The organism is Bradyrhizobium sp. LA6.1, from assembly GCF_040547805.1.
Taxonomy (GTDB): Bacteria; Pseudomonadota; Alphaproteobacteria; order Rhizobiales; family Xanthobacteraceae; genus Bradyrhizobium; species Bradyrhizobium barranii.
On sequence record NZ_JBEPQK010000010.1, the window covers coordinates 67,136 to 92,056 of the forward strand.

General features: G+C 65.1%; 24 protein-coding genes. 12 read left to right on the forward strand and 12 right to left on the reverse strand.

The features are described 5' to 3' along the window. Nucleotides 1-292 precede the first annotated feature (292 nt). Nucleotides 293-1,678, reverse strand: coding sequence for a tetratricopeptide repeat protein (locus tag ABIB99_RS24080; RefSeq protein ID WP_354177720.1), 1,386 nt, complete (start codon nt 1,676-1,678; stop codon nt 293-295). 131 nt (nt 1,679-1,809) lie between these two features. Further along, nucleotides 1,810-2,574, reverse strand: a complete 765-nt coding sequence (locus ABIB99_RS24085) for a tetratricopeptide repeat protein (RefSeq protein WP_354177721.1) — start codon at nt 2,572-2,574, stop codon at nt 1,810-1,812. A 117-nt stretch (nt 2,575-2,691) separates the two neighbouring features. On the opposite strand from ABIB99_RS24085, the gene ABIB99_RS24090 reads away from it, so the two are divergent. Together ABIB99_RS24090 and ABIB99_RS24095 are read left to right on the forward strand one after the other, a co-directional pair. Further along, entirely contained in the window at nt 2,692-4,269 is a 1,578-nt protein-coding gene (locus ABIB99_RS24090) for a cation:proton antiporter (protein WP_085400941.1), read from the forward strand. Between the two features lie 86 nt (nt 4,270-4,355). Continuing rightward, nucleotides 4,356-5,126 (forward strand): hypothetical protein, encoded by a 771-nt coding sequence (locus ABIB99_RS24095; RefSeq protein ID WP_085400939.1) that lies wholly within the window; start codon nt 4,356-4,358, stop codon nt 5,124-5,126. Between the two features lie 171 nt (nt 5,127-5,297). Here ABIB99_RS24095 and ABIB99_RS24100 read toward each other — a convergent pair whose 3' ends face one another. The 5 genes from ABIB99_RS24100 to ABIB99_RS24120 form a co-directional block, all read right to left on the reverse strand. Beyond that, nucleotides 5,298-6,104, reverse strand: a complete 807-nt coding sequence (locus tag ABIB99_RS24100) for an SDR family NAD(P)-dependent oxidoreductase (protein WP_354177722.1) — start codon at nt 6,102-6,104, stop codon at nt 5,298-5,300. 90 nt (nt 6,105-6,194) lie between these two features. Further along, the gene (locus ABIB99_RS24105; RefSeq protein WP_354177723.1) at nt 6,195-6,608 is read right to left on the reverse strand and encodes a DUF1850 domain-containing protein; all 414 of its coding nucleotides are present in this window, start codon (nt 6,606-6,608) and stop codon (nt 6,195-6,197) included. After that, entirely contained in the window at nt 6,569-8,677 is a 2,109-nt protein-coding gene (locus ABIB99_RS24110) for a TRAP transporter permease (protein WP_354177724.1), read from the reverse strand. The genes ABIB99_RS24105 and ABIB99_RS24110 overlap by 40 nt, the downstream gene beginning before the upstream one ends. Before the next feature lie 187 nt (nt 8,678-8,864). Further along, on the reverse strand, nt 8,865-9,812 hold the full coding sequence (locus ABIB99_RS24115; RefSeq protein ID WP_354177725.1) for a TAXI family TRAP transporter solute-binding subunit: 948 nt from the start codon (nt 9,810-9,812) through the stop codon (nt 8,865-8,867). Between the two features lie 210 nt (nt 9,813-10,022). Next, the gene (locus ABIB99_RS24120; protein WP_063985862.1) at nt 10,023-10,502 is read right to left on the reverse strand and encodes a hypothetical protein; all 480 of its coding nucleotides are present in this window, start codon (nt 10,500-10,502) and stop codon (nt 10,023-10,025) included. A gap of 197 nt (nt 10,503-10,699) precedes the next feature. Between ABIB99_RS24120 and ABIB99_RS24125 the strand changes: the two genes are divergently transcribed. Beyond that, nucleotides 10,700-11,008: a hypothetical protein gene (locus ABIB99_RS24125; RefSeq protein ID WP_166353586.1), complete on the forward strand. Its 309-nt coding sequence runs from the start codon at nt 10,700-10,702 to the stop codon at nt 11,006-11,008. Nucleotides 11,009-11,180: 172 nt separating this feature from the next. Here the strand turns inward: ABIB99_RS24125 and ABIB99_RS24130 are convergent, their stop codons facing one another. Further along, entirely contained in the window at nt 11,181-12,395 is a 1,215-nt protein-coding gene (locus ABIB99_RS24130; RefSeq protein ID WP_166348689.1) for a hypothetical protein, read from the reverse strand. Between the two features lie 56 nt (nt 12,396-12,451). Beyond that, entirely contained in the window at nt 12,452-13,078 is a 627-nt protein-coding gene (locus ABIB99_RS24135) for an NUDIX hydrolase (protein WP_354177726.1), read from the reverse strand. Between the two features lie 71 nt (nt 13,079-13,149). Between ABIB99_RS24135 and ABIB99_RS24140 the strand changes: the two genes are divergently transcribed. The 7 genes from ABIB99_RS24140 (at nt 13,150) to ABIB99_RS24170 (ending at nt 18,555) form a co-directional block, all read left to right on the forward strand. After that, a complete protein-coding gene (locus ABIB99_RS24140; protein WP_354177727.1) occupies nt 13,150-13,575 on the forward strand; it encodes a PaaI family thioesterase in 426 nt (141 codons plus the stop codon). Nucleotides 13,576-13,880: 305 nt separating this feature from the next. After that, complete coding sequence (locus tag ABIB99_RS24145; protein WP_354177728.1) at nt 13,881-14,891, forward strand: aldo/keto reductase; 1,011 nt, start codon at nt 13,881-13,883, stop codon at nt 14,889-14,891. Between the two features lie 12 nt (nt 14,892-14,903). Continuing rightward, nucleotides 14,904-16,220, forward strand: a complete 1,317-nt coding sequence (locus tag ABIB99_RS24150; protein ID WP_354177729.1) for a tetratricopeptide repeat protein — start codon at nt 14,904-14,906, stop codon at nt 16,218-16,220. Nucleotides 16,221-16,422: 202 nt separating this feature from the next. Beyond that, nucleotides 16,423-16,998 carry a hypothetical protein gene (locus tag ABIB99_RS24155; RefSeq protein ID WP_071917092.1) on the forward strand — a complete coding sequence of 192 codons (576 nt, stop codon included), beginning with the start codon at nt 16,423-16,425 and terminating at the stop codon, nt 16,996-16,998. Nucleotides 16,999-17,053: 55 nt separating this feature from the next. After that, entirely contained in the window at nt 17,054-17,401 is a 348-nt protein-coding gene (locus ABIB99_RS24160) for a DUF3088 domain-containing protein (RefSeq protein WP_354177730.1), read from the forward strand. A gap of 133 nt (nt 17,402-17,534) precedes the next feature. Further along, on the forward strand, nt 17,535-18,110 hold the full coding sequence (locus tag ABIB99_RS24165) for a cysteine hydrolase family protein (RefSeq protein WP_354177731.1): 576 nt from the start codon (nt 17,535-17,537) through the stop codon (nt 18,108-18,110). Between the two features lie 121 nt (nt 18,111-18,231). Beyond that, on the forward strand, nt 18,232-18,555 hold the full coding sequence (locus ABIB99_RS24170; RefSeq protein WP_014491510.1) for a hypothetical protein: 324 nt from the start codon (nt 18,232-18,234) through the stop codon (nt 18,553-18,555). A 31-nt stretch (nt 18,556-18,586) separates the two neighbouring features. Here the strand turns inward: ABIB99_RS24170 and ABIB99_RS24175 are convergent, their stop codons facing one another. Genes ABIB99_RS24175 through ABIB99_RS24185 form a run of 3 tightly spaced genes read right to left on the reverse strand, consistent with a single transcriptional unit; the run spans nt 18,587 to nt 21,257 of the window. Further along, on the reverse strand, nt 18,587-19,855 hold the full coding sequence (locus ABIB99_RS24175) for a flavin monoamine oxidase family protein (protein WP_354177732.1): 1,269 nt from the start codon (nt 19,853-19,855) through the stop codon (nt 18,587-18,589). A gap of 9 nt (nt 19,856-19,864) precedes the next feature. Then, nucleotides 19,865-20,575, reverse strand: coding sequence for a RibD family protein (locus ABIB99_RS24180; RefSeq protein WP_354177733.1), 711 nt, complete (start codon nt 20,573-20,575; stop codon nt 19,865-19,867). Between the two features lie 19 nt (nt 20,576-20,594). After that, nucleotides 20,595-21,257: an FABP family protein gene (locus ABIB99_RS24185; protein WP_354177734.1), complete on the reverse strand. Its 663-nt coding sequence runs from the start codon at nt 21,255-21,257 to the stop codon at nt 20,595-20,597. Between the two features lie 143 nt (nt 21,258-21,400). Here ABIB99_RS24185 and ABIB99_RS24190 point away from each other — a divergent pair, with 143 nt between their 5' ends. Beyond that, on the forward strand, nt 21,401-23,521 hold the full coding sequence (locus ABIB99_RS24190; protein WP_354177735.1) for an ATP-binding protein: 2,121 nt from the start codon (nt 21,401-21,403) through the stop codon (nt 23,519-23,521). 856 nt (nt 23,522-24,377) lie between these two features. Next, complete coding sequence (locus ABIB99_RS24195) at nt 24,378-24,605, forward strand: DUF3551 domain-containing protein (RefSeq protein ID WP_084795314.1); 228 nt, start codon at nt 24,378-24,380, stop codon at nt 24,603-24,605. Nucleotides 24,606-24,921 lie beyond the last annotated feature (316 nt).

The following is a 24,921-nucleotide window of genomic DNA, read 5'->3' on the forward strand; positions in this document are numbered from 1 at the left end:
TGACCGACAGGACGAGCGTCCCGCCATGACAGGGATCAAGTGCCGGCGTTGTTTGAGAGGTATTTTCCCGGGAACGGGCCGCGGTTCAAGCTGAAAAGGATGGGTCTTTGGGAGGGAGGGAAGAAAGGCCATCGAGGCAAGCTGGAGCCACGACAAAGGTGAGCCCTCTCCCCCTTGCGGGGGAGAGCGGGAGAGAGGGGTGGCCACGAACTCAGTCTAGAGTTTGTGGCCACCCCTCTCCCTAACCCTCCCCCGCAAGGGGGAGGGAACGCAGTGTGCGCGTAGAGGCGCCTCAACTCTCCATCGCATTCAGCCGCTGCAACCGTTCCTGCATGATCTTCTTCAGATCGTAGCCCGGACGGCGGAAGCTGGCATCACGGGTGGCGAGGAAATCGCGCTGGGTCTTGCGCAGGTCGCCGGCGGAGCGGCCTTTCGTGGCCTTCAGCACCCGCTCATAGGTCTCGGCAATCTGGCGATCGAGCACGCCGAGTTGCGGATCGGCGCAGATCACCTTCTCGACCTCGCGCTTCGCCGTGGCGCAATCGAACGACGGGCCGTTGCCGGAACTCGCCGCGAGCGGACGCAGCGGCTCGGCGCCGAACTTCGCAATCTCCGCGATCATGCTGCGGCGGCCGTTGGCGGCATTCTCGTTGCCGGGATCGAGCTTCAGCGCCGTCTCGTAATCGGCCAGCGCCTTCTTGCGTTCGCCCATCTTCTTGTAGAGCACCGCGCGGTTGTTGAAGGTCTGCGCGAAATTCGGATCGATCTTCAGCGCAGCCTCGTAGTCGCTGAGCGCCGCGCCAAGCTCGCCCTTGAGCTGGTAAGAGTCGCCGCGGTTGGTGAAGAAGTTCGGCCGCGGCGCCAGCCGCAGCGCCTGGTCGTAGTCGGCGATCGCCTTGTCGTACTCACCCATCGCGGCCAGCACCAGGCCACGATTGTCGTAATATTCGGGGACCTTCGGATCGAGCCTGATCGCCTCGCCGTCATCGGCGACCGCCTTGTCGAGCTGGCCGAGCTTCTTGTAGGCCGCGCCGCGATTGGTGTAGGCGCGCGGCCGGTTCGGATCGAGCCGCAGCGCCTCGCTGAGATCGCGGATCGCCTTCTCGTTGTCGCCGCCGAGATAATAGTTCACGCCGCGGTCGGACCAGGCCTGCGCATCATCCGGCTTCAGCTTGATCGCCTGATCGTAATCGGCGAGCGCGCGGTCGAGCCGGCGCTGATTGGTGTAGACGACGCCGCGTAGCTCGTAGGCTTCCGCGTCCTGTGGATCGAGCTCGATGGCCTTGCTGAGATCAGCCGCGGCACGGTTGAGATCTCCGCCGGCCTCGCGCAGCAGGTCGCCGCGCAGGCGCCATGCCTTTGCATTCCTGCCGTCCAGCGCGATGGCGCGGTCGATATCCCGCAGCGCCTGCGTGAGGCCGCCTGAGGTTCGCGCATTGGCGTCGGCGCGCACCAGCAGCGCGGCGGCGCGGTCGGAGCTCGAATTGGTGGTTTGGTCGATGATGGCGCCGCACGCCGTGATCAGTTCGGCGGGCGCAGTCTTGCTGCCCATCACGCAATCGACGGTAGCAGAGGCCGGGGCGGCGAGGATAAGGCTCATCGCGGCGCTGAGCAGGAAGGCGCGAAGCGGGATTTTGGCAAACGGGAACATTTGCGCGGAAGAACGCGTGCCGCACATCGGGAAGACTCCGTGACATCAGGTGTTCACCATTGTCGCGGCGGGCGAGGAATGGGTTCAATTCGGCCCTGTTGGGACGCACCGCCGCCCGCACTCCCTCGCCCCGCTTGCGGGGAGAGCCGAAGACCGCCTCAATACCCGTCCACCCCGTTCAGTCGCTGCAATCTGTCTTGCATCGCTTTCTTGAGATCGTACCCGGATCGCCCATAACCAGCATTGCGGCGAACAATGAACTCGTCCTGCTCGCGCTGAAGCGCCCTGGCTTCCGCAGGATTGCGTGCCTCCCGGATCGCGCGGGCGTTCGACGCAAAAATCTCCCGATCGAGATCGGCGAGCTCGCGGTTGGCGCAGATGGCCTTCTCGACGGCCCGGGCCGCACTCCTGCAATTGAAGCTGGGTTTGCCGGCCACCGCCATCTGCGCGCCGATCCGCTCGAGCTCGCGCGCCATCGCCTTGTGATTGGCCTTGGCCTTCTCGTGGTTCGGATCGATCTTCAGTGCGGCGCCGAAATCCTGCACCGCCTTCGGCTTGTCGCCCTTCTTCAGCCAGAGCTCGCCGCGGGCGTTGAAGAGGTCGGCCAGGGTCGGATCGAGCTGAAGAGCACGGCTGTCGTCGGCGATCGCGCGGTCGACCTGATCATGCCGCGCATAAAGCGCGCCGCGCGCGACCAGCGCCTTGACCAGGTCCGCCTTGGCCGTCTTCTCATTGTCGATGACGGACGCGCAGGCGGAGCCGGCCTTGTCCATGTCGTCGGCGGCAGCAGCAGCGAGGCACGGCGCGACATCGACCTGCACGACGGCGGCGGGCTCGCCGCCGGTCGCGGCATGGGCTGCCCCGAGCGAAAGCGCACAGAGCGCCACCGCACCGGACAATCGAATGAGATTTTGAGAACGCATGCTTGCTGCAGTCGGACAGTCTTGGCTTGAGTCTTGGCTTGAATCTTGGCCTGGGCCTGGCTTGAGCCTTGCCTTGAGGACGCACTATCCATCATACGGCCGGATTGGTGCTAGCTTGTGGCACAGCCAAAATCGGTTTCGGGGATCAACGTGTCGACATTCGAATGGATCATCGTGCTTCTGCTCGGCGCCGTTGCATTATCGGCGCTGGCGCGGCGGATCAAGGTCCCCTACCCGACCTTTCTCGCCATCGGCGGCGCGCTGATCGCCTTCGTGCCGAACAGCCCGTCCTGGACGCTCGAACCCGACCTGGCATTGGCGCTTTTTGTCGCACCGGTGCTGATGGATGCCGCCTTCGACACCTCGCTGCGCGATCTCCGCAACAACTGGGTTCCGGTCTCGACCCTGGTGGTGGCCGCGGTCGGCCTGACCACGGTCGGCGTGGCCTTCGTCGCGCACCGGCTGATGCCTGACATGCCCTGGGCCGCCGCCATTGCGCTCGGCGCCATCGTGGCCCCGCCGGATGCCGCGGCAGCGGTTGCAATCCTGAGCCAGGTCAAGCTGCCCTATCGCATGGTGAAGGTGCTGGAGGGCGAGAGCCTGCTCAACGACGCCAGCGCGCTCCTGATCTATCGCATCGCGGTCGGCGCTGTCGTCATGGAGCATCTGAAATGGAGCGAGGTCGCGCCGACGATTGCACTCGGGCTGGTCGGCAGCGTCCTCGCCGGTCTTTTGGCCGGGCGCATCATCCCGCTGTTCCTGGAACGCGTGAAGGAAGCGCCGAGCGCGATCATCGTGCAGTTCGCCACCACCTTCATGGTCTGGATCGCAGCCGAGCATCTCGGCCTCTCCGGCATCCTCACCATCGTCGTCTACGCCATCACCGTCGCGCGCACGGCTGGGGCGCGCATGCCGGCGCGGTTGCGGGTACCGTCCTATGCGGTCTGGGAAACGATGGTGTTCGTGCTCAACGTGCTCGCCTTCATGCTGATCGGCATGCAGATGCGGCCGATCTGGACGCGGTTGGACGCGGAGGTGCGCTGGGAATATTGCGTGGCGGCCGCCTGGATCCTGCTCACAGTGGTCCTGGTGCGGCTTGCGTGGATCACGTTCTACCGCGCGACGCTGCGCGTCCTGATCGCGCACGGGCTCTATCATCCGAAGGATCCCAAGCAGGTTGCCTCGCCGAAGGGTGGCCTCATCATCTCCTGGTGCGGCATGCGCGGTCTCGTCACGCTCGCCACCGCCTTCGCCCTGCCGGAAAGCTTCCCCTATCGCGACTTCATCGTCTTCATCGCCTTTGCGGTGGTGCTGGGCTCGCTGGTCATCCAGGGCCTGACGCTGCGGCCGCTGATTCTCGCCTTCGGCCTCAAGGACGACGATCCCGTCGGTATCGAGGTCGCGCGCGCCCGCGCAGTCGCCTATCGCGCCGCGCTCGATGCGATCGAGGACGATCCGTCGGAGGAGGCGGAAATCCTGCGGCTCGAATACCGCGCCATCCTGATGCAGGCCGACGACGATCCGCACGGCGGCATCGCCAGCGGCGAATTGCCCGCCGATCCGCTGCGCCGCCGCGCCATCGAGGCCGCGCGCAAATCGATCCTCGGCCTTCGCGATACCGAAGTGATCGGCGACGACGCGTTTCACCGGATCGAGGAAGAGCTCGATCGCGCAGAGTTGAGCGCGGGCGGTTAAACTCCGCTCGAGCGTTGAGCGGCGTCCCGGCCTATCCAGGTGGTCAGGAGCTTGAACCAAACACCGCCTCTCCAGACTCATTCCAGATGACGACCTTGATCGACGACCGTCGTGTACGCGCGCGTGATGCGTCGCCTGCACGGTATTTTTATCTCAATATGGCACTGGCCTGCGCGGCCACCGCGTTTCTCGGCTTCGCGCCGACCTATTTCGTACCGCTCGCGCAGCGGACGTTTTCCGCGAGCCCGGTGATTCATTTTCACGGACTCCTGTTCTTCACCTGGTCTCTCTATTTCGTGATCCAGACCTGGCTCGCGGCGTCGGGCCGCGTGGTCAATCACCGCGCGCTCGGGATTGCCGGCGTGTCGCTTGCGACCGCGATGACGATCTTCGGCTTCCTCGCCTCGGTGCACGTGATGCAGCACGCCGCCGCACTTGGGCAGAAGGATGCCGGCATCGGCTTCTCGATCGTGCCGATGAGCGGCATCGCGTTCTTCGCGGTGGTGTTCGTGCTCGCGATCATCAACACGCGAAAGCCCGAGATTCACAAGCGCCTGATGCTGCTTGCCGCGGTCTCGATCCTCGACGCCGCGATCGCGCGCTGGTTCATCACCTTCCTCGCGCCTCCCGGACCGCCCGGCCCGCCGCCAGTGCCCGTCACGATCGCCCCGGCCGTGGTCGCTTCGCTCCTGCTCGTCGTCGCCATGGTGCGCGACTGGCGCACCGATGGCCGCGTGCACCCGGTCTACATTTACGGCACGCTCGCGCTGCTGGCGGTGAAGGTGCTGAACTGGCCGATCAGCGAGAGTGCGGCGTGGCATTCGTTTGCCGGTGGCATCCTGGCGCTGGCGCAGTAGTCACCGCTGTCGTCCCGGACAAGCGAAGCGCCGATCCGGGACCCATAACCACAGGCCGACGTGGTTACGAAGACTCGGAGTTACAACTTAACAAAACAACTTCGTCCTGTGGTTATGGGTCCCGGGTTCGCGCTTTGCGCGCCCCGGGACGACAGTGGAGTATGAGGCGCCTTAAGCCCCCGCCTTGCACGTGATCCCGCCGTCGACCACGAGCTCGATCCCCGTCACATATTTCGACTCGTCCGACGCCAGGAACAGCGCGGCATTGGCGACGTCCCAGGCCTCGCCCATGTGCCCCATCGGCACCTGCGCATCGCGGGCGCGCCACATCGCCTCGACGTCGCCCTTGGCGTAGCTGTTCGCGAGACCCGCGGAATGCTCCACCATCGGCGTCTTCATCAGGCCGGGCAGGATTGCATTCACCCGCACATGGTTCTTCGCGAACTCGATCGCAGTGGAGCGCGTCAGCTGGTTCATGGCGGCCTTGCTGGCGTTGTAGCTGACATAGGAAATCCCGACATGCCGGATCGAGGCGATCGAGGAGATGTTGATGATCGAGCCGCCGCCCTGCTTCACCATCACGGGGACGACATGTTTCATGGCGAGATAGGCACTCTTGAGGTTGACAGTGAAGACGCGGTCCCAGCTCTCCTCGGCGACCTCGACCACGCTGCCCATCTCGGCGATGCCGACATTGTTGTCGAGCACATCGATGCGGCCATAGGCCTTCAGGCACGCCGCCACCATCGCCTCGATCTCGCTCGCGCGCGAGACGTCCGCGGTGAAGGCAGTCGCATTGCCGCCCTCACCCGTGATGATCTTCGCGGTCTCCTCGGCTGCAGCACCGTTGCGATCGACGCAAAGCACCTGCGCGCCCTCGCGCGCAAAGGTCACCGCGGTCGCCTTGCCGTTGCCCCAGCCGGGCCCGATCGAGCCGGCGCCCACCACCATCGCAACCTTGCCCTTGAGCCGATCCATCGCATTTCTCCCTTGCTGTTCTTGTAGCCCGGATGGAGCGCAGCGTAATCCGGGGCGACTGTTCCCGGATTGCGCTTCGCTTCATCCGGGCTACGGATCGTTACAGACCTTCATCGTGGTGACGTTAGCACCGATGGGATGCCCGACAATCTCCGAAAGAGTCCGGCAGCTTCCATCATGGCATAACCGCCATTCCCCGGCCGCACCCGAATTGCCGAGCACGACCTCCGGCATCGGTGCACGCTGCGGCTGCCATTGAAACCAGCCGTCGACGAGCCGTGCCTCGGGCGGCGGCTCCATGCCGGGCCCGGTGCCTTTGACCCGCGCCTGCACCAGCTCGAGGCCGGCAGGCGTGACGCGCCAGTCTTCCTGCCAGTCGACCTTCGCGATCGAATGCGTCCACACCAGCGTGAAGGCGGAAAGCGCCAGCGCTTTCACGCCGCCCGCTGTTGCGAAGCAGAGGCTCACGCCGCTTCGACGATGGCCGGCGGACGCTGCCGCCATTGCCACAGCACGAGCGCGGCGGAAAGCACGAAGCCGGCGGTATCGCTGAAGGCGAAATCGCCGAGCAAGCAAAGCGCGGCGCCGAGCGCGAGTGCGCGTTCGAGCAGCGTCATGCGCGTGAACAGAAAACCGATCGCGACCATGCCGAACAGGCCGATCGCGACCAGCGCCTTGAAGGTCGCGAGCGCCACCGCGCCGTAGAAGCCGAGCTTGGCCGCCATGGGATCGCCGGCCTGAAGCATCAGCGCCGGAGAATAGACGAAGATGAACGGAATGACGTAGCCGGCGAGCGCGATGCGCATCGCCTCCCAGCCGATCTTGTCCGGGTTCTCCTTCGCGATCGGCGCCGCCGCCAACGCGGCGAGTGCCACCGGCGGCGAGAGGTCGGCCATGATGCCGTAATAGAACGCGAACATATGGCTCGCGATCAAGGGCACGCCGAGCTTCGCCAGCGCGGGCGCAGCGAGCGCGGCGGTGATGATGTAGGTCGGGATGGTCGGAATGCCCGTGCCGAGCAGGATCGACAGCAGCATGGTCATGATCAGCGCCAGAAACAGGCTCTTCTCGCCGAGACCGATCACCCAGCTGCCAAAAATGGTGCCGACGCCGGTCTGCGACATCATGCCGATGATGACGCCGACGATGGCGCAGGCCATACCCACCGTGATCGCCGACTTCGCACTCTCGGCCAGCGCATTGCGGCATTCGCGCAAGGCCGCGAACCCGCCGCGCACGAACGCCGTGATCACGATCAGCCCGACGACGACGCTCGCGACCGGCACGATCTGGAGACCGTCGCGCGACAGCGCGCCGACGACGAGCGCAAGTCCGATCCAGAAGATGGAGCGGACGACCATCGAGGAGGCGCCGGCGGTGATGCTGGCGCCCAGGATCAGCGTCACCGTGAGCGCAAGGCCCATGCTGCCGGCATAGAGCGGCGTAAAGCCCTCGAACAGCATGTAGACGAGCGCCGCGAGCGGCAGCACGAGATACCAACGCGTCACCAGCGCCTTCCAGGCACTCGGAATCTCCGAGCGCTTCATGCCGACGAGGCCGTGCTTGCCGGCTTCCAGATGCACCATCCAGAACGCTGAAGCGAAATAGAGGATGGCGGGGATCGCGGCCGCTTTCACGATCTCCGAATATTGAACGCCGAGCGTCTCCGCCATGATGAACGCGACCGCGCCCATCACCGGCGGCATGATCTGGCCGCCCATCGAGGCCGTCGCCTCGACGCCGGCAGCAAAGGCGCGGCGATAGCCGAACTTGATCATCAGCGGAATCGTGAACTGGCCGACGGTGACGACGTTGGCGACGCCGGAGCCGGAGATGGTGCCCATCATGCCCGAGGCGAACACCGCAACCTTCGCAGGTCCGCCGCGCGTCCTGCCGAACAGGCCGAGCGAGACATCGGTGAACAGCTGGATCATGCCGGCGCGCTCCAGGAACGAGCCGAACAGGATGAACAGGAAGATGTAGGTCGCCGAAACGTAGATCGGCACGCCGTAAAAACCTTCGGTGCCGAACGACAGATGCGTGACGATCTGGTCGAAGTCGTAGCCGCGATGGTTGAGCGGCGACGGCAGGTATTGGCCGAAGAACCAGTAGAGAAGACACGCGCCGCACATCAGCGGCAGCGCCGCGCCCATCAGGCGCCGCGTGCCCTCGAAGATCAGCACCGCGAGCAGGGTGCCGACCGCGAGATCGAGCCGCGTCGGATCGCCGTCGCGCGCGATCAGGTCGGCATAGAAGATCCACTGGTAGAGGCCGCAGAAGAAGCCGGCGCCGCCGATCACCCAGCCGAGCGTACGGCCGACATCGCTCTTCGCGGTAAAGTTGGCGATCAGGCCGAAGGTGAGGAGAACGAGGAAGCCGACATGGACGCCGCGCACCACTTGGCTCGGCAGATAGTTGAAGGCGGCGACATAGAGCTGGAAGGTGGCGAAGGCGATGCCGATCCAGTAGGCGAGAGTGCCCCACCAGCCCGGACCAAAACCTTCCGGAAAACCGTGCTCGAAATTGTCGAATTCAACCTTGATAGGCCCTGCGGAGCCCTCTGCCTGCAACATCGATATGTCCCCGAGCCCTTATGGTGCGTCATTATAACATTGGCAGTGCCACCGCACGCGTCATGGCCGGGCTTGTCCCGGCCATCCACGGCCTACGGTGTCGCCAAGAACGTGGATGCCCGGGACATCTGCGCGAAGACGCGCTTCGCGCTTTTGCCCGGGCATGACGACACGAATGGAGCTGATCTTACTTGATCAGCCCTCTTTCCTTGTAATAGCGGATCGCGCCGGGGTGCAGCGGAACCGGGCTGCCGGTGGCGGCCGCCTCGAGCTTGATCTCCTTGCCCGCGGCATGGGCGTTCTGCAATTCGGGCAGCGACTCGAAGATCAGCTTGGTCATCTGGTAGGCGAGGTCGTCCGACACCGCGGAGCTCGTCACGAGATAGTTGACTACGGCCGCGGTCGTCACGTCCTTGTCCTGGCCGGTATAGGTATTGGCCGGAATGATTGCCGAGATGAAGGGCGGGCCGATCTTGTCGATGGTCTCCTTCGGCACCGACACCACGGTGATCGAGGCCGAGCTCGAGAGATCCTTCAGCGAGGCGACGCCAAGGCCGGCCGATTGAAGCGTCGCGCCCAACTGGCGGTTCTTCATGAGGTCGACGGACTCGGCGAACGGCAGATATTCGACCTTGCCGAGGTCCTTATAGGTCATACCTGCGGCCGCGAGGATCGCACGGGAATTGAGCTCGGTGCCCGACTTCGGCGCGCCGACCGAGAGGCTCTTGCCCTTGAGGTCCGCGAGCGTCTTGATGCCCGATTCGGCGGTCGCGACAATCTGGATGTAGTTCGGATAGATCGCGCCGATGGTGCGCAGCTTGTCCAGCTTGGTCTTGAAGCCGGCTTCCTCGTCGCCCTCCCAGGCGGCTTTGAGCGAGTCACCCAGCGTGAACGCAATTTCACCGCGGCCCTGCTGGAGCAGGATGAGGTTCTCGACCGACGCCTTGGTGGCCTGCACCTGCGTCTTCACGTTCGGAATCTTGTCGCCGTAAATCTTTCCGATCGCGACCCCGAGCGGATAGTAGACGCCGGAGGTGCCGCCGGTCAGCACGTTGATGAAGGATTGCGCATGCGCGCAAGGTGCCGACGCCGCCAGGGCAAGAGCCGCGGCCGCGCCGAAAATCGTCCGTTTCATGGTTGTTGTACTCCCCAAACCGGCCGGGAAATTGGCCGGATGGGGGAAGCGGGTCAACCCATCCAAAAGTCACAACAGGACTGCGGTAAACGGCTGACCCGGCTCGATTTTTGGGGAACCCGCGGGTGCGGCGAGGTAGCGCAGTCAGGATCTGGCGCGTATCTCGCCGTCCCTGGCAGGCCTTGCTGGCAAGCTCTTACTGGCAGGCCCTTACTGGAAGGTCATGTCCAGGCACTTGGAGATGTCGGAGCCGAGGCCGGACGAGATGATGATGCAGCCGCGCACCTTCTGCGCGGTGACATCGGCAGCCCAGACCGAATAGCCGCCGGGGCCGAAGAACGAGTTGGTGTTCGGCGGTTCGGTCTCGGTCGCGTCGAAATCGTATTTGCCGTCGGTCTCGAAGATGCGCGGCTTCTTGGTGCAGCCGCCGTCGGTCTGGACGTTGATGACTTCCTTGTTGTCGCGGGTCAGCGCGAGCGAGACCTGGCAGCGGAAATATTCCGAGGTCTTGGTGTTGAACAGGTAGGTGTAGGACTTGCAGGTCGCGGTGTTCAGCTTGCCCGGGGCGAGGCCACGGCTGCACGAAATCCGCTGGTTGTGGCTGAGCTGGTAGTCATCCGCCCGGGCGGCGGGCGCCAGCGCCGTCACCAACAGCGCGGCGGCTGAGCAGGCTTTCACGACTTGGTTCATCCGAATCATCCCCCTACCAATATTTTTGTCGAATTGCGTTCTAGACTGAAAGCGGAACATAGTCGCGCGGGGACGAAGGGAAAATCACAAACTGCTGGGCAGGACGTGATGCGCTGCGGCGCTTTCGCAAATTGACCTGTAAACGCCGTTCGTGATTTGTTCAAGATGGCAACCCCAACGATGGGGAGGATGGGATGATGGCATTTTCAACGAAGACATTTGCACTTGCACTCACTGCAGCGCTCGGCGCGTTCAGCGCACCCGCATTGGCGCAGACCGCGGCAACGCCCTGGGAGCTCAAGCCCGACACCGGCTATGCCTATGACAAGGAAGGCAAGACCTTCTCCTACAAGATGGGCACCAACAATGCCGGTGAACTCCTGAAGGGCGCCAAGAAGGTGCCGAAAGGCACGCTGTTCTTCATCGGCCACAACGGCCAGCTCTACATGCGCAGCGGCCCGTATCTCGAAGGCGACGGCAAGTTCAAATTCGGATCGGATCAGTAAGGGGCGACGGCCAACCCAAGCATTCGGTGTCATCACCCGCCTTGTGCGCGCTTGCGCACTGGGGCGGGTGATCCAGTATTCCAGATGCCGTTGTGCTTCAATCGAGAGGCTGCGGCGTACTGGATGCCCCGGTCAAGCCGGGGCATGACAGCGGAGGATGTGGCAGCGAGGACTAAAACGCCCCTGCCAGCTCCCGCGCGCCGGCATTGTTGCTGTTACTGTCCATCCGCGTGTCCGTCACCGCCAGCAGCTTGGCTACCGTGTTGTGACGGATCGCGACCGGGTTGCGCTCGTAGCCGCCGCGCTGGAAGAAGTTCGAGGTCGGCACCTGCTCGCGCATCGCCTGCGGCATCGTCACCATGTCGAGGCCGGTGCCATCGCCGGTGAGGTTCATCATCTCGAGCTCGGCGGCGGTGAGCGGCCGGGTGTAGCCCTTGGTGCGCGCGAACAGCACCGAAGTCAAAAGCTTATGGGTTTGCAGCATCGGGCCGATATCGATGTCCAGCACCATGGCATGCATGGCCCAGCCCTGCGCGGTGTTGCCGATCTTCTCGTGCTCCGACCAGGTGTCCGGCACCGATTTCGCTTGCGCCACCATCTTCTTCAGCACGGCAAGCTTGTGCTCGAGCGGCTGGCGCGCCGGTCCCGACGCCCGCGCCACCTTGTCGGAAAGCGCGCGGATGAGTTCATGGCCCTGCTCGGCCAGCAGCTCGACGCTGTTGGTGGTCAGGAGCTGGTTGTAGCCCATCGCGGTCGAGATCGCGCGCTTGCCGCCATGCTCAATACCCGCCTGCACGTCGTAATTGCCGGTGCCGCCGGTCTCGAACGAATAGACCCGCACCGCCTGCTCGCGCGTCAGCCCCGAGGCGAGCGCGTAGCGCGCATAGGCGCGTTTGAACTCGACCTCGCTGGACGGCCGCTGCGGCGTGAACTGATAGAGCTCCCGCGCCGCCTGCAGGAGATCGGCGACCACCGGTATCGGCTTTCTGGTCGGACGATCCGGCGTTTCCTCCGGCTCCGGATTCACCGGCCGCTTCGGCCCGTTATAGAGCGGCGGATGCTGCAGCACATAATCGTCAAGCGTCACTTGCTGTCCGCTGCGCCGCTTGGCGTTGCGGCCTTTCCGCTTCTCGGAGATCTGGCTCCAATAGGCACCCGCCTCTTCGTCGAAGGCCCCGCGCGCCGCCTGATATTCCTGCAGCTTGCGGCGATATTCGAGCACGGCCGGCGACGCCCCACCCTGCGCAAAGAACTGCGACAAGAGCTGGGCCTTGGCATCGCGGACGGCCGGCGGCAGCGCATCGGCCTCGCCGCCTCGCGCAGTGGGCGCAAGCAGGACGAGCGCGAATGGAACCAGCGCGAGATGTTTTCGAATCGAATGATGCATGCTGCCCTCTTAGCAGGCATCCGGTAACCGTCACGTTAACGCGCCGTTTACCATCGTCACTTCCAGGCGAACACCGGCTGTTCCAGCTCGGTGACGCGGGTGTGACGTCCCGCCAGCACCTCACGGAACTGGTAGATCAGCGCCGCGGTCGGCGCGTGGATCAGGCTCGTCTCGTGATGGAAGCGGATCACGCGGCCGGAGCTTTCGGGAATCGCGATGAAGTCGAACGCGTCTTCGCGCTCGATCGTGGCGAGCGCGATGTGGTGGACCGAGGCGACCTCATCCGGGTTCGGCCGGATCGCGGCACTGTCGGCCGTCCAGACCACCACCGGCGTGATCAGATAGCCGGAGCGGGTCGGATAATCGTCGAGCGTGCCGAGCACCTCCGCGTGCGTGAGGCGGAGGCCAAGCTCCTCATCAAGCTCGCGCAGCGCCGCCTCGACCGGCGTCTCGCCGGCATCGCAGCGACCGCCCGGCAAGGCCCATTGGCCGCGATGGGCGCGCAGGTGTGACGCGCGCAGCGTGAGCAGGAATGCGGTGTCATCGCCGTCGCTCGCCGCGGTCAGCGCGACCGCCACCGCGGCGCGCTTCAATGCGGCCGGCGCATCGTCCTCGGGCAGCCGCGTGAAGGCCGCGCAGGCAGCCGCGATATTCCGCCGTGTGGCATCGTCGAACGGTCTCATGATGCTTGACTACACCACGTCAGGCCCCGATGAAATGAGCTCGCAAGGCCCGCGCAGCAATGGACGACGACATGACCAACAAGGCCGCCGCAAGGCTCAAATCGGACGGCTGGAGCATCCTGGAGACCACGGGCTTCCTGCACCTGATCGGCCCCTTGTGGGAGCGCAAGGTCGACGGCCATTACGAATTCGCGCTCGCCACCGAGGACAAGCACCACAATCGCCGCGGCATGGTCCAGGGCGGCGTGATGATGACGTTCGCGGACCGCACCTGCGGCATGACCGCCCGCTACGTTTCCGGCAAGGAATTCATGGCGACGGTGCAGCTCGACACCCATTTCGTCGAGGCCGGCCAGATCGGCGACATCCTGATCTCCCGCCCCCGCGTGGTGCGCTCGACGCGCAGCCTGATTTTCATGAGCACCGAAGTCAGCGTGGACGATCGTTGCGTCGTGATGGCGAATGGCGTGTTCAAGATCCTGAAGGGGCCCGGGTAGGGTCGCGCAGTCGGCCCACCGCGCCAACCACACCCACCGCCGTCATTCCCCGCGAAAGCGGGGAATCCAGTACGCCGCGGCCTATCGGTTCAATCTCTGCCTCCTCGGAATACTGGATCGCCCGATCAAGTCGGGCGATGACAGCTGAGAGTTTGGCAAGCGGCCTCCCCAATCTCGTCATTGCGAGCGCAGCGAAGCAATCCAGTATCTCTCCGCGGATGCATCTCTGGATTGCTTCGCTGCGCTCGCAATGACGGAATTAGCTGGCTATGCTGCCAGCTTCGATAGCGTTGAGGAAACAGCCCATGCAATACCGCCAGCTCGGCCGCACCGGCCTGAAAGTCTCGCCGATCTGTCTGGGCACCATGATGTTCGGCGGGCCGACCGATGAAGCCGCATCAAACCGGATCATCGCGAAAGCGCATGAGGCCGGGATCAATTTCATCGACACGGCGGATGCCTATTCGAAGGGCGCATCCGAGGAGGTCGTCGGCCGCGCGATCGGCAACAACCGGCACGCCTGGGTGCTCGCCACAAAACTCGCCAACCCCATGGGTGACGATCCCAACCGTGTCGGCCTGTCGCGGCGCTGGGTGTTGCAGGCCGCCGACGAGAGCCTGAAGCGGCTCGGCACCGACCACATCGACATCTACTATCTGCACAAGGAAGACCATGCGACACCGCTGGAGGAGACGGTGCGCGCGATGGGCGATCTGATCCGCGCCGGCAAGGTGCGCTATTTCGGCGTCTCGAACTACCGCGCTTGGCGCGTCGCCGAGATCTGCAACATCTGCGACCGGCTCGGCATCGACCGGCCCGCGGTGAGCCAGCCTTATTACAATGCCATGAACCGCATGCCGGAGGTCGAGCACTTCCCGGCCTGCTCCTATTACGGCCTCGGCATCGTACCCTACAGCCCGCTGGCGCGCGGCGTCCTCACCGGCAAGTACAAGCCCGACGCAGCGCCGGACAAGGAGACACGCGCCGGCCGCAACGACACCCGCATGATGCAGACGGAATGGCGGCCGGAATCGCTCCAGCTCGCGCAGGAGATCAAGAACCACGCCGAGAAAAAGGGCATCACCGCCGGCCAGTTCGCGGTCGCCTGGGTGCTCAACTCCGCCTTTGTCTCCTCGATCGTCGCCGGCCCGCGCACCGAGGAGCAGTGGGACGGCTACATCAGCGCGCTCGACTACCGCTTCACTGCGGATGACGAAGCGCTGATCGACAGGCTGGTCGTGCCGGGCCATCCCTCGACGCCGGGCTACAACGACCCCGCCTATCCGATCGAGGGACGCCGCGCGCGGACGACTTGAGAGCTGAAGACGATGACGGCGCACGAAGACCGCTACGGCCTTTCGCTCTCGACGTCTTCGCACGAGGCGGCAAGCGCCTATCGCGAAGGCGTCGATCTCATGCTGGCCGGCTGGACCGGCACGGCGGAGGCGCTGGAACGCGCGATTGCGGCCGATCCGGATTTCGCGCTTCCCCATATCGCCCGCGCCCGCGTGCATGCCTTCTATCAGCAGGGCGACCTCGCGCGGCAGAAGGCGGCACGCGCGCGCGAGCTCACAGCGAAACGCGGCACGGAGCGCGAGCGCTCGCATGTCGAGACGCTGGCGCTTGCGATCGAGGGCCGGCTGCCCGAGGCGATCGCATCGACGCTGAAGCATGTCGAGAGCTGGCCGCGCGACGCCGTGGTGCTGTCGCTGCCGCTCGGCGCGTTCGGCCTGTTCGCGTTCTCCGGCATGCCCGATCACGACCGCGCCCGGCACGAGCTGTGCGAGCGCGTCGCGCAGCATTATGGCGAGGACTGGTGGTTTCTCACCATGTACGGCTGGGCCATGACCGAGAATGGCGACGTCGCGCGCGGCCGCACCGTCACCGAGCGCGGTTTTGATCTGCGCCGTCAGAACGCCCACGCCGCGCACGCCGTGCTGCATGCGATGTTCGAGGACGGCTCGATCGAGGCGGCTGACCGTCTCGTCGATGCATGGACCCCCTCTTACGACCGCGCCGGCATCCTGCACGGCCATATCCGCTGGCACCAGGCGCTCGGCGCGCTCGAACATGGCGATGCGGCGCGCGCGCTTGCGATCTATGCCGACGTGCTTCAGCCCTCCGCCACGCAGGCGCCGCCGCTCAACGTCGTCACCGACGGCGCCTCGCTGCTCTGGCGCCTGTCGGCTTACGGCCACACCGTGCCGGAAGCGCTCTGGCTCGAGGCCGATGCCACCGCGCAAAGACTGTTTCCGAAATCGAGCCTGCCCTTTGCCGACGTCCACATGGCGCTGTTCGCCGCCGCGACGCAGAACCAGGAGGCGCTCGCCGCGCGCCTTGCGGCGATCGAGCAGCGGCTCGGCGACGGCAAGCTGCCGGCCGGTCCCGTGGTGCCGGCAATCTGCCGTGCGCTCGCGGCCTTTGCCCACGAGGATTACGCGTCATGCGTGCGAACGCTCGCGCCCGTCCTCGGCGAGGTCGTGCGCATCGGCGGCAGCCATGCCCAGCGCGAACTGATCGAGGATACCTACATCGTCGCGCTCATGCGCAGCGGTGAGCTGCCCCGTGCCCGCGCGCTGCTCGACGCCCGCCTGCACCGCCGGCCCTCGCTTCGCGATACGCGCTGGCAGGCGGCGACCGTTTAGCTCTGCCACGAAAAAAACATCGGTCTGGCAGCAAGTGGCCTGCTAGGACGGGATGGGGCGATCGGATGAATCGCCGATGGGTGGTGCGGTGGTATTCCAGTCGGGTTTAGCTGAACAAACGGGATCGCAACCAATTTGTGGTTCGCTCGTTGTTGAGCGGAACTTTTCCGCCGCCGTGGCCCCCTGGCATACGAGCCTGATGATGCGCCTCCGCCGACCGGTCCTCGCCGCGGCCCTCGCGACTCTCGCAAGCCCTTGTTTTGCCGAGTCTTCCGCGCCCATTCCCGTCAACAACCCTCCGGCGCAAAACGCCTTCATCGACCTGCTGGCGCTGATGTCGGGCCACTGCAAGACGCTGAAGGTCGCGGGGCGCACCTTCGCTTGCAAGACGGTGGCTTACGCCCATGGCGACAAGGGCCGGGTCAATTTCGCGGTCGCCGTCGACGATCCCTCCGACGCCAACCACGTCGTGTCGTTCTCCGGCGAGAACGGCCAGCGCGCGGACGACAATTCCTACGAGCTGCGAATCGACCGCATGCTGCTCAATTCCAAGGACCGGCCCAAGGTCGACGGCCTGCCGGTGCCGGCCGAGCAGACCTCGACCGGCGTCTGCCGCCAGACCGGCAATTTCGCCGCAAGGAAGGTCACAGACGTCACCTGCACGGCGACCGACAGCGAGGGCCGCCGATACGAGCTGCTGTTCGTCTCCGACGGCAAGCCGGTGAGCGTACGCCGCATCCGGCAATCGTCGCCATCGATCCAGGATCCGTTCAAGTAACGGCATCATCCGCTGCTGCCGGCATGTATGATCGCGCCATGCTTTGGAGCGATTCATGACGCGCGACCGCCTGTTTCTGCTGCGCCCCGGCTTCGAGGATCCGGCCTTTCCGGGTCAGCGCTTCTATTGCTGGCATTGCGCGCTGATCGAGGGCGTGCTCGCCTCGTTTCCATCGTTGGCCGAAAAGCTCGACGTTGAGCGCATCGCATGGCCGCGGCCAAGGCTGCCGGTGACCGCGCTGGTCGGCGAGGAGAACCAGTCGCTGCCGCTGCTCGTGCTGGCCGACGGGACGACGTCGCCGCACCAGACCGGTAGCCACCATGGCCGCACCTTCATTGCCGACAAGGACGCGATCCTCGCCGCGCTCTCCGAACGCCACGGGTTTCCCGACCCGCATCCGTGAGGGCCGAGCACGCGCGCAGCTCTCCGTGTCCGGGGCACGAGAGCTGTCGCGAATCGAGGGAAAATCGACATTGCCTGCCACGTCGGTCGCCCCGCATACTTCGCGCAGCAAGCAAGTCTGGAAGCCACTCCTTATGTCCCACTCCCTTCCCGCCCTCGTCGTCGTCGACGTTCAGCGCGCATTCGATGAATGGGAGGCGGCGGGCAAGCGGCGCAACAATCCGGACGCGGTGGCGCGCATCGCCGATCTCCTCAAGGCATTCAGGAAGCGCGGCGCGCCGATCTTCCACATCCGCCACGAGGGCACCAAGCCGACCTCGTCGTTCCTGCCGCAAAGCTCCGGCTACGCGGTCAAGGACGAGGCGCGCGAAGCGCCGGGCGAGGCGGTGATCGTCAAGCGCGTCAACAGCGCCTTCATCGGCACCGATCTCGAGACGCGCCTGCGCGCAGACAACATCACGACGCTCGTGATCTGCGGCGCCACCACCAATCATTGCGTCGAGACGACGACGCGGATGGCCGGCAATCTCGGTTTCGACGCGAGCCTCGTGCGCGATGCGACCTGGACCTTCGACCGGATCGGACCAGATGGCGACAAGCATTCGGCTGAAGAGATTCATGCGATGACGCTATCGAATCTCAACGGCGAATTTGCGCGCATCGTCGCCACCGCCGACGTGATCGCCTCGCTCGAAGCGATGCGACAATAGATCGCGCGACATCCTTCACACGTCGATCGGAACTTCGTCTGCGTCGTTTCGACGCCCGCACTGGCCGGAACGCAGCGGACAGCCATCTGTTATCACGCGACTTCTCAACTGGAGTGATGACATGAAGTATCTCTTTGTCGCGATGGCTGTAGGTGCTGCGGCGCTCGCCGGCGGATCCACGGCCAACGCGGCGGGCAAGGCCAGCGCGAAGCAGAACGCGCCAGCCGGCCAGTCCACCGACATCAGCGCGCAGCACAGGCACCACCACCACCACGGCCATCGCCATCACCAATGGCGCCATCACCACCACGGCTACTATCGTCCGCACTACCGGAACTATGGCTATTACCCGCGGCACCACGGCTATTACGGCGGCGGACCGTATGGCTATTATGGTGGCGGAGGTCCCGGCGTAACGTTCAGCTTCGGCGGCGGCCGCTGGTGAGAGTTAAGGCCCGCCTTGTGCGGGCCTTTTTTCATCCCCGCAAAATCATCTCCGCAATCTCCAGCCCGCTCGCCAGCGCCGCCTCGACCGTTCCCATGTCGCGGCCGCGATAGAGCGCTTCGCCGGAGAACAGCACCGGACCGTCGGCGCGCGCGAGGATCGCCTGGGCCTCGCGCGTCCGCGGCGTCGCCCAGGAATAGGCGCCGCGGGCGAAGGGATCGTGCAGCCAGTTGGTCGCCGCAGCCGCCACGAGATCGCGCGCGATGTCGTCGCGCGACACGCCGAAGATGGCCGCAAGCGAATCGACCCCGGCATCGATCAGCCCTTGCCGATCGAGCTTCGCAAGCTCGGCCGTCCGCGGCCCGCCGAACCAGCCGGTGAGCACGGGATGCTGGTCCGGATGCCGCGTCCACCACACCGGGATCGACTGGTCCGACAGCAGGAAGGTCATGTCCGCGAGATCTTCGTTTCGCTCGCGCCACCACGACCGCGCGAACCGCAGCAGGATTTTTATCACGCTGCCGAAGCCGATATCGTCAGCTGCCGCAGCCTTCGCGCGTGCGGGCTCCGGAAGCGCGATCTCGCGCAGCAACGGCAGCGGGACGGTGAGGATCACGCGATCGCAGCCATGCACGTCGCCGCCGGCACAGCGGACGGCCAGCGCGCCGCCCGTCTCCTCGATTGCCGACACCGCGCGGCCGAAGCGAAACGTCACGCCAAGCCCGCGGCACTCACTCGCCAGAAAATCGATCAGCGCGCCGTAGCCGCCGACGATGCGCGCCTGGGCGTGATGCCCGCCGTCCATCCATTCCTCGCGCAGCGCCAGCGTCGAGGCGCGCTCGGGGTCGGCGGCGTCGTAGCCCTCGACCATGCGCTCGATCGAATGGCGCAGCCGGTCATAGCCAGGCCCGGCGAAGTGGCCGCGGAGGAAATCGGCAACCGTGAGATCATCCTTCAACGCCCCCAGCGCGGCGTACAGCTCTGCCTCGTGCGGATCGTGACGGTGTTCGTGCGAGAGCCTCGTGCCGTCAAAACTCCACTGGGTGCCTTCGATCTCCTGCAGCGACAGTCCCGCCTCGCGCACCAGCTTGCGCGTGACCGGCGCCTCGCCATGGACGAATTCGGCGCCGCCATCGGCGGAGTAGCCGAACTCCGACGCCGGCAGCGGATCGATGCGTCCGCCGCAGCGCCCGCGCGCCTCCAGGATCGTGACCGTCCTGCCCACGCGTGCCAGCTCGCGCGCCGCCATCAGCCCGGCCGCGCCGGCACCGACGATGACGATGTGCTCCAATTGTCCCATGCCGATGCCTTACTTGGGCATCGCTTGCGGGTCGTTCTTGATCAGATAGCGCAGCAGCAGAACGCCACCGCCGAGGTCGCGCGTGCTCTCCAGCGTCATCGCGGCGAGCGGCGCGCGCTTGTCGCTGTCCGCGTCCGTCGAATCGAACACGAAGGGTGCGCCCCTGGCGCCATCGATCGCGGGGCTGAGGATCAGGTTGAATTCGTCGATGAGACCGGCGCGCAGGAAGGCGCCATTGGCGACGCCGCCGCCCTCGACCAGCAAGCGCTTCACGCCGAGCTCGCGATTGAGGATGTCCAGCGTCAGCGCCAGGTCGATCTCGGACTTGCCGGCGAAGATGTAGGACACACCCTCGCCGCGCAGCCCGGCCAGATGCGAATCCGGCACGCCCTCGGTCAGCACCACGACGATCGGGTCACCGCCGATGTCTGACCGGCCCCAGCCGATCTTGCCCTGCGCGTCGAGCACGACGCCGTAGGTTTTCGCATCGCGCCGCGCGAACCAGCTTTGGCGGGGAAATGTCTCGCCCGCCGTTGCGGGATAGGGCTTGCCCTTGGCGAACTCGGAGCCGGTGACGCGGCCGATCACCCAGGCGTCGCCGCCGAGTTCGTCATGGATCTTCTCGAACCAGTCTGTGCCCGCCCCCTTCGGCCGCCAGCGGCTGGGATGCGTGCGGCCGTCCAGGCTGGAGTGCATCAGGCAAATGACGTAGGGCTTCATGCAATTCTCCGGGTACGCTTCAGGCCGACGATCCATCGCGCCCGGCACGATCCTTCACGATCACCGCCAGTGGATTGAGCTTGGGCGGCGCGACGAGCTTGAGCGTGTTGCTGTCGTGATGGTTGAACGGCGCGCCGCGCACGAACAACTCGGTCTGGATCAGATAGCTCCAGCTTCCGTCATCGTTGAAGGTGATGTCGCAGCGATAAGAATCGGTGCGGAAGGCCTGTTCCAGGAAATCGGTCGAGCAGATTCCGTAAGCCGTATCGCCGCGCTTCGCCGTGACCGATATCTTCCTGTCATCCGGCCCGGCCTTGCCCGAGGCGAGCAAGACCTGTCCGCGCGGAATCGCGAGCGTCTGCATGATCAGCCCGGTCGCGGGCTCCCACAGCCAATAGCCGACCTGGTCGTGGAAGGTGATGTCTTCCTCGGGCGTGTTGATGTGGATGTGATAGCGCAGCCCGTAAAGCAGCTGCGGCCCGTTGGCCTGCGGGTCGATCGGGTCCATGCGGATGCGCTCGATGAAGGTCCGCCGCTCCGGCCCCTCCGCCTTCGGATTGATGTCGATGCCCTTGTCCGCCTGCCAGCTCCCTGCGAGCCGGCGGAGTGGGCCGAGATTGGCAAGGCCGTCGGGCGAGACGTCCTCGGGCTCGGTGAAGATGTCGGCGGGAATGGGGAGCATGGGAACCTCGCGTCAAGTTGCGGGGAGCAGCAATAGCACAAGGACGGCGGGAATCGACTGGAATGGAACCAGAGCGCGCGCCGGGTGTTATCTGCGCTTGAGCACGAGCCCTCGAAAGCCGGCTCGAATGGGCAAGGACGCCCGTGTCACGCGTAGCGGGGGATCCGGTGCTGTCTGAGAAGGCTGCTCGGCGGTCGATTGAATTGGGCTTCCTCGCTGACGGAGGCAAGCTGGGCGCGATGATGAGCGCCCGCGACTGGTCGGATTCACCGCTCGGTCATCCCCGCGATTGGTCTCAGGCACTGAAAACGACGGTCAGCATGCTGCTGGCCGCGCAAGCCCAGATCGTCCTGTTCTGGGGGCCCGACTTCGTCGCGCTCTACAATGACGCCTACGCCCCGGGTATCGGCGCCAATCACCCCCGCGCCCTCGGTCGCCCCGCGATCGAAAACTGGGGCGAGCTGTGGGACGATCTCGAACCGCTGCTATCAGGCGTGCGCCGAACCAGAAAAACGTTCGCCGCCAAGGATCGTCCGTTTTACGTCGAGCGCCACGGCTACGGCGAAACCAGCTACTGGGACGTCTCCTACTCGGCCGTACGGGACGATGACGGCTCGGTCGGCGGAGTGCTTTGCATCGTGTCCGAGACGACGGAGCGCGTGCTGGGCGAGACGCGGCTGCGGGCGAGCGAAGCGCGATACAGGGAGCTGACCACGACCCTCGAGCAGCGCGTGGCCGAACGCACCGCCGAGCGTCATTTGCTGGCGACGATCGTGGAAACCACCGACGGACAGATCCAGGCGCTCGATCTCGATTATCGCTGGCTCGCAATCAACACGTCCTGCGCCGATGCCTATCAGCGTATCTACGGCAAGCGCCCGAAGGTCGGCGATTCCCTGCACGAATTTCTGGCCGACCGGCCCGGGCATCTCGCGGCGGCAACCGCGATCTGGAGCCGGGCGCTAGCCGGGGAAGCCTTCACCAACATAGATGAGTTCGGCGATCCCCGGTTCGACCGCCGCGTCTACGAGATGAAGTTCGAGGCGCTCCGCGCTCCGGACGGCACGCGGATCGGCGCGTTCCTGACCGGGATCGACGTGACGGATCGCCTGGAGGAGCAGGCGCGGCTCGCGCAGGCCGAGGAGGCGCTCCGCCAGGCCCAGAAAATGGAGGCCATGGGCCAGCTCACGGGCGGCGTCGCGCACGACTTCAACAATCTGCTCACGCCGATCGTCGGCCTGCTCGACCTGTTTCAGCGCAAGGGCATCGGCGGCGAGCGCGAGCATCGCCTCATCGCCGGCGCAGCACAGGCGGCCGAGCGCGCCAAGACGCTGGTTCAACGCCTGCTCGCTTTCGCGCGCCGGCAACCGCTTCAGGCCATTCCCGTCAGCATCGGTCTCCTCGTTGCCGAGATGGGAGACCTGATCTCCAGCACGACCGGGCCGCAGATCCAGGTGACGGTGGACACGCCGGAAGACCTTCCCGCGGCCATGGCCGATCCCAACCAGATCGAGATGGCGATCCTGAATCTCAGCGTGAACGCCAGGGATGCCATGCCCGACGGCGGCAAGTTGCGCATCTCGGCGAAGGCCCGCACGGTTGGAGACTCTCACAATTCGGAATTGGCACCGGGCGCCTATGTCTGCATCTCCGTCGCCGACACCGGCATCGGCATGGACGAGTTCACGCTGGCCCACGCCGTCGAACCGTTCTTCTCGACCAAGGGCGTCGGGCGAGGCACCGGTCTTGGCCTCTCGATGGTCCACGGCCTTGCGTCACAGCTCGGCGGCGCGCTGACGATCAGAAGCACCGTGGGCGCGGGGACGACGGTCGAGCTGTGGCTGCCGGTCAGCCACGCCGTCGCGAGCGCCATTGATGCCGTCCCGCAGTCAAAACTGCGGCCACAGCCCGTCGGCACGGCCCTGCTGGTGGATGACGAACCGCTGGTGCGCATGAGCACCGCCGAGATGCTGGGCGAGCTCGGCTACAACGTCGTCGAAGCCGGCTCGGCGGAGGATGCGCTTCAGCGCGTCAGGGAAGGCCTGCGGCCGAACCTGCTCGTCACCGACCATTTGATGCCCGGCATGAACGGAACAGACCTCGGCCTCGCGCTGCGCAATCAATATCCCGAGCTCCAGATCCTCGTCGTGTCAGGCTACGCCAACAACGAAGGCATCACGCCGGACCTATCGCGGCTGACGAAGCCGTTCCGAAGCGACGAGCTGGCGGCGAGTTTGGCGGGCTTGGCGAAGGCGGGGCGGTAGGCGACGCAAGCGGGCGAGCAGCTCGCATGAGCGAAAGCGACATGCCGGTGCGATGACATGTATCGGCGATCACGCCGTGATGATCGATGCGCGGGCGACTGTACCCCAGTCCGATCGGAGGAGGCTGCCCAGCGGACGAACCTCCTCAACCCCAGCCGCATCTACTTCAACGCCAGACTCTGGGCGTGAACTGAGAAGACCGAGGTGGAGGCCCGCCGGTTCACGCTGGCGGGCTCGCTACGTTCTGAGAGCGTCAACCGCGTGGGCGACGAGAACGCCGATGCTGAGTACGATCAGGCAAATAATCGCCGCTTGAAATAACATCGGAGTAAATCCCGTGGGCCAGGGTCGGCTTTTATAAGCCCTCACATTCCGCCAGCATTTGGCCACCCAGAAGGCGCTTCGGTGTCCGCCTCGTTACAAGTATGCAAGGTTCATTGGCCTTACGCGACGACGTCTCACCCCTTCAAAGCGGTGCGAGAATCTACCAGTCGATCAGCAGCACAACGATTACTAACATGGCGTAGATAGTCCTGCGGACGATCCGGTTCATTCGAAAACCTCGTATTCGAACGCCACTCCCTCAGGATCGTTCTCTACGAACCATGCTTCCGCGGCATCCTGGGTGGCGAAACGGGGCTCGATATCCGAAAGCCGTACGTCATCCGGCCAGCGGTCCGCATTCAAGGACATGCAATGGCAATTGTTACGTTTACCTACAAGCGCCTGAATAGCATGAGCGCTTTTCGCGCCAGGTAGCATCAATAAACGCCCCAGCGTCTGGCAAGGGCTTTTACTGGCGGTATTCCCCTCGCGCCGCCAGTATATTCATCTCCATCCATCCACGGAGATCGATATGCATCGTGTCGCTCCGATGCTGACGTTACTCACTGCCGCTGTATTCCTTGCTTTTTTGGAGCCAGTCCGAGCTGCCGAGGCGGATCGATACTGCCTGCGAGGTCGCAATTGGGGCTTTCCGGGCAATTGTCAGTTCGCCACCCGCTCGCAATGCCTGGCTGCTGCTTCTGGCACGAACGCATATTGCGGCATCAACCCGCGCTATGCCGCTCCGCGGCGGCGCTAATCACCGCTCGGAGCTATTCGGCGGCACGGCATGGCAGAAGCGGTCAATCAAGGGAAGGCCCCCGATGCGAAAGCTTGCACTGTTCGTCATCCTGCTCTCGTTCGCAGGAATGGTCCCTTCCAGCGAATCATTTGCTCAGAGTGCGCTTCGAGGTGCCGTCATCGGTGGTGCTGTTGGTGGTCGCCGCGGCGCTGCCATAGGGGCGACGGCCGGAGCCATCGCGGGCGCCCACCGGCGACATCACCATTGGCATCGATATTATTGGAGGAACGGCAACTGCTGGTACCGCTCGACCAGCGGAAGGTCGCACCGCGTG

Coding starts and splice junctions, on each gene's coding strand:
- ABIB99_RS24175 (WP_354177732.1), bottom strand. CDS start 19,855: ATGGGACAATTGGAGCACATCGTCATCGTCGGTGCCGGCGCGGCCGGG.
- ABIB99_RS24110 (WP_354177724.1), bottom strand. CDS start 8,677: ATGTTGCAGGCAGAGGGCTCCGCAGGGCCTATCAAGGTTGAATTCGAC.
- ABIB99_RS24165 (WP_354177731.1), top strand. CDS start 17,535: ATGTCCCACTCCCTTCCCGCCCTCGTCGTCGTCGACGTTCAGCGCGCA.
- ABIB99_RS24085 (WP_354177721.1), bottom strand. CDS start 2,574: ATGCGTTCTCAAAATCTCATTCGATTGTCCGGTGCGGTGGCGCTCTGT.
- ABIB99_RS24170 (WP_014491510.1), top strand. CDS start 18,232: ATGAAGTATCTCTTTGTCGCGATGGCTGTAGGTGCTGCGGCGCTCGCC.
- ABIB99_RS24185 (WP_354177734.1), bottom strand. CDS start 21,257: ATGCTCCCCATTCCCGCCGACATCTTCACCGAGCCCGAGGACGTCTCG.
- ABIB99_RS24100 (WP_354177722.1), bottom strand. CDS start 6,104: ATGGATCGGCTCAAGGGCAAGGTTGCGATGGTGGTGGGCGCCGGCTCG.
- ABIB99_RS24125 (WP_166353586.1), top strand. CDS start 10,700: ATGGCATTTTCAACGAAGACATTTGCACTTGCACTCACTGCAGCGCTC.
- ABIB99_RS24180 (WP_354177733.1), bottom strand. CDS start 20,575: ATGAAGCCCTACGTCATTTGCCTGATGCACTCCAGCCTGGACGGCCGC.
- ABIB99_RS24105 (WP_354177723.1), bottom strand. CDS start 6,608: ATGGCGGCAGCGTCCGCCGGCCATCGTCGAAGCGGCGTGAGCCTCTGC.
- ABIB99_RS24135 (WP_354177726.1), bottom strand. CDS start 13,078: ATGAGACCGTTCGACGATGCCACACGGCGGAATATCGCGGCTGCCTGC.
- ABIB99_RS24095 (WP_085400939.1), top strand. CDS start 4,356: ATGACGACCTTGATCGACGACCGTCGTGTACGCGCGCGTGATGCGTCG.
- ABIB99_RS24155 (WP_071917092.1), top strand. CDS start 16,423: ATGCGCCTCCGCCGACCGGTCCTCGCCGCGGCCCTCGCGACTCTCGCA.
- ABIB99_RS24195 (WP_084795314.1), top strand. CDS start 24,378: ATGCATCGTGTCGCTCCGATGCTGACGTTACTCACTGCCGCTGTATTC.
- ABIB99_RS24140 (WP_354177727.1), top strand. CDS start 13,150: ATGACCAACAAGGCCGCCGCAAGGCTCAAATCGGACGGCTGGAGCATC.
- ABIB99_RS24145 (WP_354177728.1), top strand. CDS start 13,881: ATGCAATACCGCCAGCTCGGCCGCACCGGCCTGAAAGTCTCGCCGATC.
- ABIB99_RS24115 (WP_354177725.1), bottom strand. CDS start 9,812: ATGAAACGGACGATTTTCGGCGCGGCCGCGGCTCTTGCCCTGGCGGCG.
- ABIB99_RS24080 (WP_354177720.1), bottom strand. CDS start 1,678: ATGTGCGGCACGCGTTCTTCCGCGCAAATGTTCCCGTTTGCCAAAATC.
- ABIB99_RS24120 (WP_063985862.1), bottom strand. CDS start 10,502: ATGAACCAAGTCGTGAAAGCCTGCTCAGCCGCCGCGCTGTTGGTGACG.
- ABIB99_RS24150 (WP_354177729.1), top strand. CDS start 14,904: ATGACGGCGCACGAAGACCGCTACGGCCTTTCGCTCTCGACGTCTTCG.
- ABIB99_RS24130 (WP_166348689.1), bottom strand. CDS start 12,395: ATGCATCATTCGATTCGAAAACATCTCGCGCTGGTTCCATTCGCGCTC.
- ABIB99_RS24160 (WP_354177730.1), top strand. CDS start 17,054: ATGACGCGCGACCGCCTGTTTCTGCTGCGCCCCGGCTTCGAGGATCCG.